At 36.6% G+C, this 15,960-nt stretch carries 15 protein-coding genes and 3 pseudogenes; 5 read left to right on the plus strand and 13 right to left on the minus strand.

Going from position 1 to position 15,960, the window contains the following annotated elements; translation table 11 throughout:
* Nucleotides 1–4 precede the first annotated feature (4 nt).
* Nucleotides 5–919: a LysR family transcriptional regulator gene (locus ACQKKK_RS13515; RefSeq protein ID WP_427616652.1), complete on the plus strand. Its 915-nt coding sequence runs from the start codon at nucleotides 5–7 to the stop codon at nucleotides 917–919.
* A 388-nt stretch (nucleotides 920–1,307) separates the two neighbouring features.
* Here the strand turns inward: ACQKKK_RS13515 and ACQKKK_RS13520 are convergent, their stop codons facing one another.
* Nucleotides 1,308–1,646: a YmaF family protein gene (locus tag ACQKKK_RS13520; protein ID WP_427616653.1), complete on the minus strand. Its 339-nt coding sequence runs from the start codon at nucleotides 1,644–1,646 to the stop codon at nucleotides 1,308–1,310.
* 93 nt (nucleotides 1,647–1,739) lie between these two features.
* Between ACQKKK_RS13520 and tnpC the strand changes: the two are divergent.
* Nucleotides 1,740–2,352: pseudogene (gene tnpC, locus ACQKKK_RS13525) on the plus strand (IS66 family transposase); the annotation flags it as partial.
* On the opposite strand, the pseudogene ACQKKK_RS13530 reads toward tnpC, so the two are convergent.
* Nucleotides 2,346–2,414, minus strand: a pseudogene (locus ACQKKK_RS13530) (transposase domain-containing protein); the annotation flags it as partial. The pseudogenes tnpC and ACQKKK_RS13530 overlap by 7 nt on opposite strands.
* 393 nt (nucleotides 2,415–2,807) lie before the next feature.
* Complete coding sequence (locus ACQKKK_RS13535; RefSeq protein WP_427616654.1) at nucleotides 2,808–4,196, minus strand: M28 family peptidase; 1,389 nt, start codon at nucleotides 4,194–4,196, stop codon at nucleotides 2,808–2,810.
* A 111-nt stretch (nucleotides 4,197–4,307) separates the two neighbouring features.
* On the opposite strand from ACQKKK_RS13535, the pseudogene ACQKKK_RS13540 reads away from it, so the two are divergent.
* Nucleotides 4,308–4,465 (plus strand): annotated as a pseudogene (locus tag ACQKKK_RS13540) (iron-hydroxamate ABC transporter substrate-binding protein); the annotation flags it as partial.
* A gap of 560 nt (nucleotides 4,466–5,025) precedes the next feature.
* Here ACQKKK_RS13540 and ACQKKK_RS13545 read toward each other — a convergent pair.
* The 9 genes from ACQKKK_RS13545 to ACQKKK_RS13585 form a co-directional block, all read right to left on the minus strand.
* On the minus strand, nucleotides 5,026–5,307 hold the full coding sequence (locus ACQKKK_RS13545) for a hypothetical protein (protein ID WP_427616655.1): 282 nt from the start codon (nucleotides 5,305–5,307) through the stop codon (nucleotides 5,026–5,028).
* Nucleotides 5,308–5,317: 10 nt separating this feature from the next.
* Nucleotides 5,318–5,707, minus strand: coding sequence for an SHOCT-like domain-containing protein (locus ACQKKK_RS13550; protein WP_427616656.1), 390 nt, complete (start codon nucleotides 5,705–5,707; stop codon nucleotides 5,318–5,320).
* 13 nt (nucleotides 5,708–5,720) lie between these two features.
* The gene (locus tag ACQKKK_RS13555; protein ID WP_018393054.1) at nucleotides 5,721–6,086 is read right to left on the minus strand and encodes a DUF2089 domain-containing protein; all 366 of its coding nucleotides are present in this window, start codon (nucleotides 6,084–6,086) and stop codon (nucleotides 5,721–5,723) included.
* 657 nt (nucleotides 6,087–6,743) lie between these two features.
* On the minus strand, nucleotides 6,744–7,883 hold the full coding sequence (locus tag ACQKKK_RS13560) for a hypothetical protein (RefSeq protein ID WP_427616657.1): 1,140 nt from the start codon (nucleotides 7,881–7,883) through the stop codon (nucleotides 6,744–6,746).
* An 11-nt stretch (nucleotides 7,884–7,894) separates the two neighbouring features.
* Nucleotides 7,895–9,157 (minus strand): hypothetical protein, encoded by a 1,263-nt coding sequence (locus tag ACQKKK_RS13565; RefSeq protein ID WP_427616658.1) that lies wholly within the window; start codon nucleotides 9,155–9,157, stop codon nucleotides 7,895–7,897.
* A complete protein-coding gene (locus tag ACQKKK_RS13570) occupies nucleotides 9,154–10,038 on the minus strand; it encodes an ABC transporter ATP-binding protein (RefSeq protein WP_427616659.1) in 885 nt (294 codons plus the stop codon). Before ACQKKK_RS13570 ends, ACQKKK_RS13565 begins: the two co-directional genes overlap by 4 nt.
* 1 nt (nucleotide 10,039) lies before the next feature.
* Nucleotides 10,040–10,801, minus strand: coding sequence for a hypothetical protein (locus ACQKKK_RS13575; RefSeq protein WP_427616660.1), 762 nt, complete (start codon nucleotides 10,799–10,801; stop codon nucleotides 10,040–10,042).
* Nucleotides 10,794–11,348, minus strand: a complete 555-nt coding sequence (locus ACQKKK_RS13580) for an RNA polymerase sigma factor (RefSeq protein ID WP_427616661.1) — start codon at nucleotides 11,346–11,348, stop codon at nucleotides 10,794–10,796. The genes ACQKKK_RS13575 and ACQKKK_RS13580 overlap by 8 nt, the downstream gene beginning before the upstream one ends.
* A gap of 342 nt (nucleotides 11,349–11,690) precedes the next feature.
* Nucleotides 11,691–12,518, minus strand: a complete 828-nt coding sequence (locus tag ACQKKK_RS13585) for a TrmB family transcriptional regulator (protein ID WP_427616662.1) — start codon at nucleotides 12,516–12,518, stop codon at nucleotides 11,691–11,693.
* A 138-nt stretch (nucleotides 12,519–12,656) separates the two neighbouring features.
* Here ACQKKK_RS13585 and ACQKKK_RS13590 point away from each other — a divergent pair, with 138 nt between their 5' ends.
* Both ACQKKK_RS13590 and ACQKKK_RS13595 read left to right on the plus strand, forming a co-directional pair.
* Nucleotides 12,657–13,286 carry a homoserine/threonine efflux transporter gene (locus ACQKKK_RS13590; RefSeq protein WP_427616663.1) on the plus strand — a complete coding sequence of 210 codons (630 nt, stop codon included), beginning with the start codon at nucleotides 12,657–12,659 and terminating at the stop codon, nucleotides 13,284–13,286.
* 372 nt (nucleotides 13,287–13,658) lie between these two features.
* On the plus strand, nucleotides 13,659–14,681 hold the full coding sequence (locus tag ACQKKK_RS13595) for a hypothetical protein (RefSeq protein WP_427616664.1): 1,023 nt from the start codon (nucleotides 13,659–13,661) through the stop codon (nucleotides 14,679–14,681).
* Nucleotides 14,682–15,059: 378 nt separating this feature from the next.
* Here the strand turns inward: ACQKKK_RS13595 and ACQKKK_RS13600 are convergent, their stop codons facing one another.
* Entirely contained in the window at nucleotides 15,060–15,815 is a 756-nt protein-coding gene (locus tag ACQKKK_RS13600; protein ID WP_427616665.1) for an IclR family transcriptional regulator, read from the minus strand.
* Nucleotides 15,816–15,960 lie beyond the last annotated feature (145 nt).

Raw genomic sequence — 15,960 nt, forward strand, 5'->3', positions numbered from 1 at the left:
TTGTTTGAATTTCCTATCCCTCCGATATTTTATAGAGGTTTCTAACCATCTTAGTTTCAGTGAGGCTTCCAAAACCCTGCATATATCCCAGCCCGGACTTAGCCAACAGATTTTATCCCTCGAAAAACAATTAGGCTTTAAACTATTAAATCGAACGACAAGAAAAATTACATTGACGGAAGAAGGAGAGTACATCTATAAAAAACTTGCCCCTTCCTTTGAAGATATTGAGAAAACAGTGAATTACATAGTTGAAAATAAAACCATCCCCAAGCCTAAAATGAAGATTGCTACTGTCCCCTCTGCAGCTAGCATATATATCCCGAAGTTATTGAAAAAGATAGTGGGGGAATACCCGGAAACAGATTTTTACCTGCATGAAACAACATCCTCAAGAGCGGTGAAGCTCGTAAACCAACAAAATTATCACATCGGTTTCATCCGAACGCCCATTCACAATAACAACATTGCTAATGAAGAATTAAGTATGATTGAATTCAAAAGGTTCCCTTTACAATTAGTCGTTTCCATTGATCATCCACTTGCCCAAAAGGATGCTATACACTTATACGAAGCAAGAGACGAACCTTTTATCCATTATGATGCCGTCCAAGCACACTCCCTTCAATTCCTTTTGGAAAAGGCTTGTCTGACTGCGGGATTTTCACCTAAGGAATTATGTAAAGGATCTGAATTATTAACGATCGCTAACCTTATATCCAATAACTTAGGCGTTGCCCTCATGCCGAAAGATATGGTGAGTTTGTTGGGAAAAAGCAAAGTTAAAGCCTTGAGCATTGATAACTCTGAATTATCCAGTTCCATATCGGCAGTTTGGAAAAACACGGATGATGCGTCAATGCTGACTAAGCATATTTTGAAAACGTTAAAGAATGATCAGACTTTTTACGATATATGAGATTCTTGGCTTAAAAAGCTGCGAAACAACTCGGAGTGAGAAGCACCAATTTTATGTTAATAATAATTTACCTTTTAAATGATTCATTTTTTGTGTTTTGTGAACTTTGGTTTACGCATAAAGGGAGTGATTATGAAGTGAAAAAAGCCCCATTTCTCGTTTGACACTGAGAAATGGGGCAATTAATAATTTCGCTCCTAAACTTCGTTAAATAATTTCTCACAGTTTATTTGAAGAACCACGGGCAATAAATGCACATTGAACCGGATGAAACCCCACTAGAATTATCCAAAAAAGGAAGAGACGCATGAAGAGTATTAATTGTGTAGTCTGACAAATCATGGGGGCCATCAATTCCCTGATTTTTTCTTTTGGTATATCATCACCTTTATTTATTCCCTGGAGCAGGTTGGTCGACCCCTTTAACTCGATGTTTATGCCCATCATCTTCTGTTGTGTAAAAATCATAATAATGAACGTGCATTCCATTTCCAACAGGAATGGCTGGTCCCGAATATGCCTTATAATAATGGTTATGCCCGTCCTCAAATACCACATATCCTTCTGTATAGTGAATATGTTCTCCCTCTTGTGATGGAATTGGCGGGGATGTTACATCCAGACATTGATGGACATGGCCGTCCTCTACAGATGTATAATCAACGGATCCATGATTATGATGTGGAACAAACCCAGAAACAAAATCATCTTTTCCTACCTTTTTCAATCTATTCACCCCTTATGCATTAATAATCATAAATTCTATAAACTATATGCTTGTAACAATAAGGAGATTCGTAACAATAATAATTAAAAAATCGTGTTGTATAAACGGATGCATGAGCATCTACTTGCTCGAACCATCCTTCATGCGGATGAAACAACCTTCCAAGTCTTACGTGAACCTGGTCGTGCCGCAACTACCAAGTCCTATATCGCACAGGGCGAGATGATATCCCCATTGTTCTCTATGACTATCAACCAACAAGAGCAGGCGAACACCCGAAACGTTTTTTAACGGGTTATCAAGGTTATTTACAAGTGGATGGATATAGTAGTTACAATCAAGTACCGGATGTCACCCTTGTGGGATGTTGGGCGCATGCCAGACGTAAGTTTGATGAAGCCTTAAAGGCTTTACCTGATTCACAGAAAGGAAAAAAAGGTGAAGGCGAGCGAAGGGGTGTATTTCTGTAATCAACTCTATTCTATCGAATGAAAGCTAATACTTGTCGACCCTACAGAACGACATGGGCAGCGACTGGAAAAAAGAGGTCCATTCTGGACCTTTTTTCACGGCTATATGAATAAAAAAAGTGCGCTAGGAAAAGCTATCACTTATTGTTTGAATCAATGGAAACATCTTGAAGCTTTTTAATTTGGAAGGGCATTTAGAAATCGACAACAACAGAAGTGAACGTTCCATTAAGCCCTCAAACAAATAACGAAGATAATGATAGGGACTCAAATCGTTCTCTTTTGCCGTTTCAACCACAATTTCTAAGCTCAAAGTCTAGTGAAAATCCTATATGAAATATGGAATAAAACATACATGCTTATTCAACTCCAATACCATTCCCACTGTAAATACTCAATATTATCAGTGTACCTCTCCAAAACTACTTCACAGAAATAATTTCAACAATCAATAGATAGAAATCCAAAAACAGCTCAAACTTTAAAGGATGAGCGTTTTTTGAAATTTTAGGTTACAAACTAAACTCATAACGCTTTCTAAGTCGCAAGTAATATATCCATGTTCTAACTGTGAATGAACCAAAGAGGCGCTGTCCGATAATAAGAAGAGAGCATCTGTAAACTACACAGCTGCCCTCCTGATTTTCTCCAAGATCCATTATTAATCTCGTAATTCTGTACAATGAAGTATTTAATCTACCGGACGGTCATCGAAATCATAGTCTACCGGACCAGGAGCTACACGTGCATTTGTTAATGCCGGAGTTTCCGGACGGGCAATTTGATAGACACTGGCACCGACAATTTCAGCTGCTTGCTGCAATTTTTCTTTCGATATCTTATCCAGTGTATCTGTAGGCTGGTGATACCAAGGCTCTACAGGGGAATGGATAAACAAGGCGGATGGAATGCCAAGCTCATGGAATGGTTGGTGGTCACTCCTGCCCAGCTGTCCATAAGGAATCGCAACATCCATCGTTCTGGCCCCTGCTGAGGATCCCAGGTCCGTCACAAGGTTTTTCTTTCCATCAATGGTATACATAATCAAACCACCTGCAGGATTATCCTCGCCAGCATCACGTCCGCCTATCATATCCATTTGGAAGTGAGCCACCATGCGGTCTACATCCTCTTTGGGAAGGGAATCTGCATAGAAGGATGATCCAACGAGCCCTCTTTCCTCAGATCCGAACGTGAGGAAGCGAATTTCAGTGTCAATTGGCGTTTTGGCCAGGATCCTTGCCAGTTCCAGCACAGCTGATACACCCGAAGCATCATCGTTTGCACCAGGGCCGCCCGGGACAGAATCATGATGGGCTCCAACAGTCACGATTTGACCATTATCCTTATTAGCTTTTGGTTTTAGGGAAGCGATAACATTGTAGGATGTCTTTTCGATTCTTTCAACTTTTCCCACTTCCAGAGTGGACGTGATTTGTTTAGTTTTAAGCTGTTCGACCAACTCTAACCCTTGGGCTTGGGTAATGGCTACAGCAGGTATATTTTGCCCCGCTGATACTTGTCCGAAATTATTTCCTGATGGTGAGTTGTTGTACATTAAAACGCCAACCGCTCCTTTATTTAGGACATTCTGAACCTTTTCAACAAAGGTAATGTCCCCACGTTCAACTAGTGCAATTTTCCCAGATACACTTTCTCCAACTTCCTCTGGCTTTGCTTTTCCAACATTAACAAGTTCGGCCGTTACCTTCCCGCTGATACTGCCGCTAAGGGCACGCGGTGTTCCTCCTAAATCACTGTCACCAATTTTCACTTTTACATTTTGCACCGTATCATAGATGGGAAAAGGCTGAATCTTTGTTTCAAAACCAAGACTCTTAAACTGACTTTCTATGTATTTGACTGCACGGAGCTCCCCTTCTGTACCAGCAGCCCTCGGTTGCTCTGATAGATAGGCAATCGTATTATACATATTGTCCGCACTAATTTTTTTGATAACTTTGTTATCAAAAGCTGTGTCAGACTGGGCATTTGTTGCCCCGTTTGTTTGTGCAAATACTGTACCAGTTGATAGAACCATACCCGCAGCTAATAGTACTGTTAGTGATTTTCTATACATATAATCCCTCCTTATTCATAATATTCCTAATTATGTATTTAACTGAAAAGTTTGTAAATGAGTCATTAGTCTATAAATTCCAACTATCAATCGGTGTCTGACACCCGCTCTCTATCTCAAGAAGATCTTCCAGATTCCGATGCAGATGCTAATTTGTCATTGTAAACAGTGACGATGAGTCTCAGACTGCTTTTAAACAGGTAGAAGATACACCCATTTGGAAAGGGTTGAAAGCAGTTAAAGGAAAACATGTATACGTAGTTCCGGATTAGCCATGGCTTGACTATTCAGCACTAGGAAATAAAATGGCCATGGAAATGCAAAAGTAATCTTTTCAAAATAAATAGAGTTATTTTGGGGTTAAGATGATCGGGAAATTTTTACGCTTAGCAAAATTCAAAAAAAGTCGATTCCTGTACGTTGAACTGCACCCCACTTGTTAGACACAACTAACAAGTGAGGTGCCGTTTATTATGGCGAGATTTTCTTCAGAAGAAAAAATACAGGTAGTAAGACAATATATAGATGGTAATGAGGGAGGACAAACAATTGCTAAATCTATTGGTGTTCATGTACAGAGATAGTAAAGTTGTTTAATTTACAAAAAGTCGTTTAAAACACCAGTCATGTTATTCAACAATCGGGCCATTTTGCAGAATAAAGGAGTACATTTTACAGGAGAAATTTAGTGGATTTAGACAGAATGGGTAAAGAAAAAATTTTTATGAGCAGGATAATAGAGTAATCAAAGCCTAATTTTCTCGGTATTGTAAAACGAGAAATTAGACTTTTTCTTCAAAATGCCAGTCAGTAGTCGGTGTATAATAAATTATAGTTTAACCTTAACCTCAGTACCATCCTCAGCTTTGACATCCACTAGCACGATTCCCTTATAATTTTTCAGTTCCTTGAGGATAGGCTTTAGCGTTTTTTTGTCTATTAGTGGAAAGGTAAAGTCCAGTTTTTTTCTTTCGAAGTGCTCTTTTGTCCATTTGTTTGCATTTTGCTGAAAAAATTTTGAAGACAAAATTGAAATAACTATGTTTAAAATAGCATATGGAATCGGGATGGTAAACCGAACGTCTTTTGCTTTCACTTTTACATGCATCATAAGTAAATCACTAATCAATGATGACCGAAACGGTATCCCCGTTTGCCGATTTAATATCAACAATTTGGCCATCTAATTCGTTTTCGATTGCTTCAATAATTAGGCTTATGTCTATATCTTTAACATATTTTTCCGATTGAGGAATACTCGCTGCGATGCTCTGTCCAGCCATTAATACTGCCTTGACAAGTTTTATGGGCAAATTGACCATGACGTTATCATTTTCGGCTGATACAACATGAATTTTTAATATTTTATCTAAATATTTAGGCGGTTTTTCAAAAGGCTTATTACCTGTTTCTTCTTTCTCTTTTAATACTTGAATCAGTTCTGATCCCTTATCTGCATCAATCTTCCCTTCTTGAACCATTGTTAACACTCTTGTAATTTCCTCTTTCATGATAAATTCCTCCCTATTCCTCTTTTAATAGCTTAATGGCTTCTTCTGGTGTGATCTCGCCATTTTCTAACATGGTGACAACTTTTTTCTCGTCTACTTCATTTTTCTTCTTCTGCACATATCCAAGGGATGAAATAATGTCTGTTAGCTTGCCTCGAACCGTTGGATACGAAATCCCCAGTTCCTTTTCAACTTCTTTGATATTCCCTCTGCATGTTAAAAATACTTCCACAAAATGAAGCTGATCCTTTGATAAGGATGCCAGCTTAGATAATTCAAATTCATTTTCAATCGTAGTGTGACAATGAGAGCACTGCAATTTTGTAATTTTCAAGGTTTTACTGCAAACAGGACAATTTGTGATTACTTTATAAGCCATAATGAAATCATTCCTTTTAGTTGATTCGATTATATTATATAGCAAGAAATAAAAAATATAAATAACAAAGTTGATTTTTATATTTAAAAAAATCAATAATATTAACTTAAGGTTCAATATTATTGATTATCTGTTTTCATTATTTAAGAGGGTCCGGAAACGATACGAAGATTGAGGAGCCACATCTGTAAAAATCTCCAATTGTTATTAATTTTCTTTCATTCCTACTTCCGCCCAATCCATCTGAGCTTGCTTTCCTGGTGGAGTTTCAAATCCTACTGTAGCTTGTTTTTTGGCTGAATCCGATAGGGTTTAACAAACTCTCGAAGAATCGTTGTTTTCCCCACATAACCCATAGCCTGAATTTCCTCAAATAGAACCATACAATTTGTCTTTCCTTCTTGGATTCTCTGAAGAGGATAGGGCTTAAAATCTTCTAATTTACTCTCCCTAACCTTAGGCTCCGATGATTGAGGTACTTGATCTATATTTATGTATTTACTGACTGTTTTTCGATCAAACCCTGTTGATATTGGGTATTTTAGCACCGATAATGACAAAAACATACGCTAAGCCAATTTTCCAATGTGAACAGCCGATTTTCCTTACGATAAGGAAGAATCGGCTTTGGATTTGATTTTGATATAGTAGGAGTTTCTACTGAACTATATCCATTTTCCTTTCCCGTTTCCAAAGAAGGAATATGAATAGTACACTCACAGCAATTAATGCACCGTAGCTTGTAGGAACTAACCATTTAGGAAGATCATAGCTAATCATGCTATTAATTAAATAGCTTAGCCCAAAAGCGAGCATTGCAAGTACAATTGGAATTTGAACGCCAATCAATGCAATGAAATTAGGAGCAATAGTTGAAAAGGACATGGCCAGTAAGGCAAAAACGATTCCCAATATATAAATGGCTATCACTGTTAACACCATGTATTGAATAAACGAAAGATCATACCAATAGTAATCACTGATAAAGGTATAAATGGGTACTGAAAAGAACATAGCTGTATTATTTAAAGAATATATACTGAAATAGACTGCCAGTAGTGCAGTGATTACGATTAATGTGGACAGCAATCCAGCAACTGCTTTCTTTTTATAAAGCGTTCTTCCAATTTTCGCTGTATATTGCAGGTCGATTAATTGCCGAGAACGATCCTGAATGATGATAGGTGACATCACCAGAACTACACTAACAATTATCGCTATTGTGACATTCAAAATGAAATCCTTAAAGTTATAAAATACGGTTTCTGGGAAAACATCATAACTTCCATTTGTTTTTATTTCTAGTAATCTTTCTTTTTGTCCCGGATTCGCATTACTAATATAGTTATTTATTATATCTTTATTCTGATCATGAAACTCTATTAATCTTTCTCGTTCTTGAAGTTCCCAGAACATGTCCACTTTTTCATCGAAGAGTATTTTTCCGTGAAGTACTGATTGCTTCTCATTTTCAACATCCATGTTTCGGAATTCCTCATAAGACCGGATACCAGCATCTCTGAAGTCTTTTCTTGATTGTAAAAATTGGTCTGCGTCCTTAACTTGATTGCTATAAGTCTTTTTAAAATCAGCCATCTCTGATTCATCCATGGTTGGTCCGTATTTTTCAATCATTTCAACACCAATATTGTACGAATCCAATGCAGGTCTTCCATTAGGGAAGTACTTAATATGAAAATCGATCAGTAAAAAGTACAAAATAGCATTGACAAGAAAGAGAACTAAAATCATTTTCCAATTCAGGATCTTCTTTATTTCATTTATGATCATTTGCATTAAAATTCTCCTTATACTATAGCCTGTTTTTTGAATCTTTTAAAACAAAATATGCATAACACTATAATAATCATTGTCCAAACAGAGACTGTGATGAGTTCATAATCCTTAAACAAAAGTAGTCCTTTACTGCTCATGAACCATACCTGTGGATTTAACACAAGCGAAGATAAGTTGAAACCAGAAATAAAAATCAAATTAGAACTAGTGGGCACGAATCCTTGAAGCATGTAAAGAACTGCAAATATAGCTCCAAAGAGAAAAAATGTGTAATAACTGTTTTTAATAATGACTGAAATAGTGAAGGTAAAAGCAGAAAATAAAAGCATACAAACATACATAAGGACGATCCCCAAAATTAAATAGGTCAAAAACGACATATTCCACCATGACACATAAGGAAAATTCTTATCCCAATTAAAAGCACTACTTATTGAGCTTTTAAATAAATGTGAGTAATCGAAAACCATAAAATACACACCAAGCGTAATCATGAGTAAAAATGTAGTTATACCCATTGTGACAATTAAGGATGCAACCAATTTATCTACCATTAATCTCCGACCTCTTTTTGCTGTGTATGTAACAAGATAAGTTCTATTTTCAAACTCATAATTCGTAATGAGAGCAGTTGCTAGTACAATCAATATGATCGATTCAAGAATCATATGTTTGAACACAGTTTTAAATAATAGTGTGTGCATGAAATATTGTTTTTCAGCGAAAAACCATTGTGTGTGTTCCCCATTTTCTTGTAATTTATCAAATCGATCGGCGAATTTAGCATATTGTTTTCTTAATGTTTCTGCAGCAGTACCACTCAATCCATATTTACTTATTTCAGACTCGCCAATGCGTTCAATATCGAATTCTTTATAGGATGCATCGATCGTTTTCGCAGTTTCGGCATACATTTCTTTTAAGTACACATTATGGAAAAAACGTATTTCATCTTCCGTATATATTTTTTGATCTTCAAAACGTAGCTGATCAAAAAACTCGACAGCACTACCAAATGTCTGAGACGATTTTTTCTCAGTTATCACGTTAAAATCAGCTAGATTTTTTTGTAAATCCTGCTCTAACTTTGAGAGCGATTCGTCCGTGATTTTTACTCCATATGTTTCAGCCAATTCGTTTGCAACATGCAATTCATCTTTAAAATCAGAAGAGTTATAGATTAAATAAATGTTATAAGCACTAAACAAAATCAATAAAGCTAGAATAATAGGCGAAGTGAATGCCTTTTTGCATTCGTGAAAAATAATTCTCATGGCGATTCCAGATCCGTCAACAATTCATCATGGTATTCATAAAGGAAGACATCTTCCAAATGGGGATTTGCTGGAATCCAGTCTGCCTCTGTTTTTCCCTTTTGGACAAACCGGACAATCATGCTTCCATATTCCTGCTTTTCTGAAAGAAGAACATATTGTTTGCGGAAAGATTCCAGTCGTTCATAGCTAATTGATGTTTCATAAACATGTCCATCAAGCGTATTGCAAATCTTTTCGACGGAACCTTTATATAATAGTTGCTGATTTTTAATCATTATCACTTCATTAGCAATCGACTCGATGTCAGAGACAATATGAGTAGAAATAATGACAAGCCTTTCCCGCGCAAGTCCTGTAAGGAGCTGTCGAAAACGTGCACGTTCCTTTGGATCGAGACCGGCTGTTGGCTCATCCAGAATTAATATTTTTGGATCATTTAAAAGAGCCTGTGCAATCCCGACCCTTTGTATCATGCCTCCAGAAAACTTCTTCATTTTTTTATTAGTAACATCTGTTAAAGCCACTTTTTCTAATACCTCAGATATTTTTTCTAATGCGTTCTTTTTGTCAAGGCCTTTTAACGCAGCTAAATATAATAAATATTGCTTCGGAGAATAGTTTTTATAATAGCCAAACTGCTGTGGCAAATATCCAAGGATATCGCGATAGTCCTCGTCTAAATCAACAATATTTGTTCCGTTATATAAAATTTCTCCTTTGCTTGGCGAAATTAATGTCACAAGCATTTTGATTAAAGTTGTTTTACCTGCGCCATTTGGTGCTAGAAGTCCATAGACACCATCGTTAAACTCCAGATTCATATTTTTTAATGCTAAAAAACTTCCATATTGTTTACTTACATCTTTCACGACTAACATATTATTGAACTCCCTCCGATGGTTTTAAGTAGACCAACTTGTTTAAATATTTGATATAGATAGAAATGCTGATAATTAGAACAAGCACATAAACGAGAATAGGTGCCTTCATTAGAAATCCTTCATATAAATGACTGTCTACTAACCTAAATCCGAAATTTAACACAACCCAACTGCCAATCACTAAGGTGGCACTGGTTACAGACTGCTTCTTCATACAGGCAAACAGAAAGAGAATGGAAAACAAAAACAAGGATGTAATGGATATCATTAGCACTCTAAAAAAGTTCAGATCGTCGTACATCATAACAATGGAAAAGATGCTGATGATATTAATAAAAATCGAAATCACACTCAAAACTAACATTCGAAATGCTGTAATCTGATAGAGACTATATTTGCAAACCATTTCTACTTCATAGGTAGCTGTTTGAACTTTTTGTGCAAAATGATAAACAGAAAGAGACATATAGAGCAAAGGCGAAAGGAGAAAGGTAAAGGCATAGAAATCCTGTTCCCGAATCCCTTTCGATTCGGAAAAACTGCTTGATAGGAAAATCAAAATTGCCATGACTGATAAGATGATGCAAATTTCATCCAAACGGGTTGGCAGTAAATTTTTCATTCCAATTTGTTTGTATAGCTTATAAAGATAGGAAGGGAAAGACTCCTTTTGTTTTACTCCTGCAGCGACAATATGCTTGATATCAGATTGGATTGTCTGTTCATCGGGGATAGGAATATGAAATTTTTCTTTACTCATATCGATGCTCCTTCATTTCTTTTTTTATCAGTTTCAACGCCGCATAGTACCTTGTTTTAACTGTTGATTGGGGAACTTGTACAATTACAGCAATTTCCTGCAACGTATACTCTGCAAATAACTTAAGTCGAACAATTTGCTGTGAGTTAGTCTCCAACTCATTAACGATTGAAGTGATTTTTTCAACATCCTCTTTGTACTCCAAAGAAACTGTCACATCCTCCTCATCCTCAAAATCATGACCATCAATAGACTCTGAAAGCTGCCTATATTTATAGTGTTTCGACCTGTAGTAATCTACTAGCCGATTGGAAGCTATCCTATAAAGCCATGTTCTAAATGAAGCTTTATAATCGTCAAAGCGATTGATTGACTTTAAGACACTAATAAAAATTTCTTGCGTTAAATCTAGTGATAGCTCAGCATCCAGAGTTTGTTTGTACACAAAGGCATACATTTCCTTGTAATATTTGGATATCAACTTATTAGCTGCTTCGTTGTTTGCATTTCTTTTTATCTTTTTGATCCACTGCTTCTCTTGATCCATATTTTCACCACATATTCCCCATATTGCTGCTTCTATTTATATATTCGAAAAGAGAATAGGAAAAGTTTTAATAAAACACAAAACTTTTTTTAACAATCATAATCTAATCACTCGGATAAGCTTAATCAAGTAACTGTAGTAAGCAAAAAAAGACTAAGAAATAATTCCTCCTTAGTAATTTTGCCTATCTTTTTTATATTGCTAGAAAGGTAATAACTTTTTACCAATAGGGTATATCCTATTGATAAAAAAGGACTGATCGGTCTTTACCGTTCAGTCCTTAAATAAGATGTTTTTGCCCACCCCTTGAAAAGGTAGATTAAAGGCAAAAATAGTACAAATCTAGTCAACGTAATGTTTCTTGAAATCTGGATGGATAGAAAACTTTTTACGTAAATTGGCGAGGTTTTCACCAAAACTTTCTTCTAAAAGCTCTCTATGTTTCTCCATAATTTCCATGAGATACAAATCATGAATCATGACTTCTGTAATTGGCATGACCAAACCTACATGCATTGTCCATGCCGCACGGCTATCTTTACCCAGCGAGACAATACCTGCAACTACTTCTGAGTCATCTCCACTAATAATAAGCCATCGTCCACCATACTCTTCTGTAATTTCATGACCCATGTAATGGAGGTAAACATTAGCAAAATCACATACAATTTTCCCATAAGCAATAATTGTTACATTGACCCCTCTAGTTGCTGCCTGTCTAAGTTCAGGCTCCAATTCTTCGAATTCCTCTTCCCAAATCTCTAAGAGTATTCTTTTTTCAGAAGATAATATACAAGCTTTTACCTTATCGAGTATTTCATTGCGGCCAGTGATATTCCAGATATTTTCACGGTCATTTGCAGAACGTTCAAACTCCGCTAATGATTTTTCAGCCAGTTCAAAATTCTCTTCTGCTTTTATTCGACGGTTTTTGATTAGCTCCTTTGCAGGAACAGGAGTATACTGTGGCGTGTTTCCAGGACTAACCAAAATATCTCCTCTTATTGCAAGACTGTCTAGAATTTCATATATTCTTGAACGTGGTACACCGGAGTTTTTTGCTACTGCATAGCCAGTCAATGGCGATTCTTCCAATAAGGTAAGATATGCTTTCGCTTCATATTCGGTAAAATTTAGATTTTTTAATGTTTCCAAAATGTTTTCTTTCATAAATCCTCCAACACAACCTTAGTTGCTACCTTAGTAACTAATATTTTAGCAAAATCTGTTGACCTTTTCCATAAGCATCCAATATACTTAATGAGTAGTTACTTGAGTAGTCACTAATAACGAGAGGGGAGAAATAGTATGGATAGCTTACTAACTTACATATCAATAGTTGCAATGATGGTTATTATACCTGGAGCAGATACTATGCTCTTAGTGAAAAACACGCTTAGCTATGGTCCAAAGGCTGGACGTTATACCGTTCTCGGAATGGCAACGGGACTTTCTTTTTGGACGCTTATTGCTATTCTTGGGTTATCTGTTGTCATTGCAAAGTCTGTGATTCTTTTCAGTACTATCAAATATTTGGGAGCCGCCTACTTAATTTATTTAGGGATAAAAAGTTTTTTTACTAAAAGCGCTTTTTCTTTAAAAGAAATACAAGCACAAGCAAATACACCCACGAATTATTTAAATCGGCATAATAAGGATTCCTTTATGCAAGCATTACTTAATAATATTCTTAATCCAAAGACTATTTTAGTTTATATAACAATCATGCCCCAATTTGTCAATTTGAGCGGAAATGTAAACCAGCAATTGATTATATTAGCCTTCATCTTAACCTTACTCGCTGTATTATGGTTTCTATTTCTTGTTTATCTAATTGATTACGCAAAAAAATGGTTGAACAACTCCAAATTCCAGAAAGCATTCCAAAAATCAACTGGCTTAATTTTAATAGGTTTTGGCATAAAAACAGGAATATAAATTATATGACTAACACAACTAATTTGATTCAATCCGTTCAGAAAATTGAACGGTTTTTTCTATTCATCCCATATGTTTTTAACGTGCAACTAACATACTTGTTAACTACCTGTTATTAATAAAAAGCTACGATTTGGTTGATTACTTCAACTTTCCTCAAGCTTTCTATTTAATTTAAGCTCGGTCAGGCAAAAAAAGGGGCGACTTTCCTAAGTAAAACCTTGGAAGCCTATTTTGCATATAGCCACACATTCATTGCGGTCATTCCTTTTATAACGATTATTTATAAATATATAAAAATTATCTATTTTTATTATTTATCTCTCAATGTTAACATTTTGTTATACCTTATTTTGAAAGGATGAGAGATGAATGGCTAAACAATATTCTGAATTTACAGTATTTGGACTCGGCCCCATTGGCATTGAAATACTACGCAGTGCTTACCAAACCAATCCGCAATCGATTATCGGCGTTGTTGATATTGATCCCGATAAGGTAGGTAAGGACATTGGCTCACTCATTAATGAAAAGGAAACGAATAAGTGTGTAGTCTCCCATATAAAGGAAGTAAAGACTGACGCTGACCACCCTGTCGCCCTTCATGCAACCGGTTCAAACGCGCAACAAGTATGGCCCCAAATCAAAGAGCTGTTAGATCATGGATTTTCAGTGGTTTCCACCTGTGAGGAGCTTTCTTTCCCTAGGCATCGCTACCCTGCACTTTCACAGGAAATAGATGATTACGCTAAAGCAAAGGGACTTAGTGTCATTGGGACCGGAATCAATCCAGGCTACATAATGGATACTATGGCCATTTCTTTTTCTACAGTATTGACGACGGTTAACAAAATTAGGGTCAATCGTAAAGTGGATGTTTCGAAAAGGCGCCTTCCCTTACAAAAGAAGGTCGGAATCGGTATGACCAAAGAAGAGTTTGAATTTTTAGCTGAACAGAATAAAATTGGACATGTAGGACTTGAGGAGTCTGTCAGACTAATCGCTTATGGGCTCAATTGGAAACTTTCAAGTGTACTCAATACAATTGAACCAACGATTGCAAGCGAAAATATTACCGTTCCCCTAACTACCTTAAAACCTGGGGATGTTAAGGGGCTTCATCAAATTTCCACAGGCAAGACAACGGACGGAAAGGAAATTCACCTGGATTTAACGATGTCTGCAGGTATTAAACAAGAAGATGAAATCGTTATCGAGGGGAACGAAACCCAAAGGTTGATTGTTCCAAACGGCATCTTTGGGGATACCGCAACGGCTGCCATGATTATCAATACCGCTAAGCAAATTGATGCCCTCCGTAAACCAGGTTTACTTACAATGGCTGACATCGGGGTGCCGAGAAATATAAATCAATCAGACTTTGTGCATATTTAGAGGCAGACCAACGATCATCCGTATGAGTGTGACCAGATTCAAAAGCTTGAATATAGTGCTGTAGATTGCCTACTTTATTAGCATAAGTGAACCATCTCGAATGGTTCACTTATGCGTCTTGCCTCAGTTAGTTCTCACTCCCGATCAAGTAACTAAATGGTTGATGATAAGCACTTTCCTAATAAAGCTGCTACCATCAATCATTTTACTGCTGAGCAGCCCAAAAAATACAAAAAACCACCATGATCGGTGGCTTTGCAGGTTATTCCCTTTTCATTTTTTATATAGGAATCAACCATCTTATGTAAGTCATCCTAATTAAGGAAACTATCGATTTAAATGATGATTGTTTGTAAAAACATCATTTTCTATTTTTCTTTAAGTTTTTTTAGAACCTAGTTTCATGGAAATTTCCTTGGCGGCTTTCGTTACTTTGTCAATCAATTCAGGCAAGCGATCTTCCTGAAATCTAGCCTCAATCCCAGCCACACTAATACCAGCTACTATTTGATCTTTGCCATTGAGTATCGGCGCACTCACCGCTTTCGTATAATTCTCAAGTTCCGATGAAGTTATCGTGTAACCTTTCATTCTAGCTTCATCCAAAGCGTGACGAAGTGTATCTTTATCGATTATCGTTCCAATGGCAATTGGTTTTAATTCAATACTTTCCAAATAAGCTTCACGCTCTTCTTCTGGCAAATGCGCTAGAATGATACGAGAGTCGCCAGCGTATAATGGCGAACGCCTTCCAATAGATGTATAAAGTCGAACAGGATGCAATGTGTCCACCTTTTCAATGTACATGGCTTCGTCCTTATCCCTCACAATTAAATTCACTGCTTCTTCTACATCATCCCGAAGGTCTTTCATGATGGGATAGGCAATTGATCTGATATCCAAACGCTCCCCTACCAGTTGACCGAACTGCAAGAATATCAGTCCAAGTGAATAATTGCCAACATCGTCCCTTGTTAAAAATCCCATTTCTTCTAATGATCCCACCATACGGTGCAAAGAGGTTTTCGGCAGGTCGGAAAGTTCCATCATCTCATTAAAGGTGAGTTTCGGATGATTTATGAAAAGCGTAAGGATCTGCATGGATTTCACGACGGTTTTGTTATGTGCCTGCATACTTTTTCTCCATTCACGATTCCAATTTTTAGTTAATATTTCATTAGATAGGTGTTTTTTATTATAAAATATGAGCACTTATTCGTATTAGCTTCTTAACGCTTTAGTTTTTAGTTCTAACAGCAGCCCCAATGGGAACATTTCC

Source organism: Peribacillus sp. NPDC006672, from assembly GCF_050274955.1.
Lineage (GTDB): Bacteria > Bacillota > Bacilli > Bacillales > DSM-1321 > Peribacillus.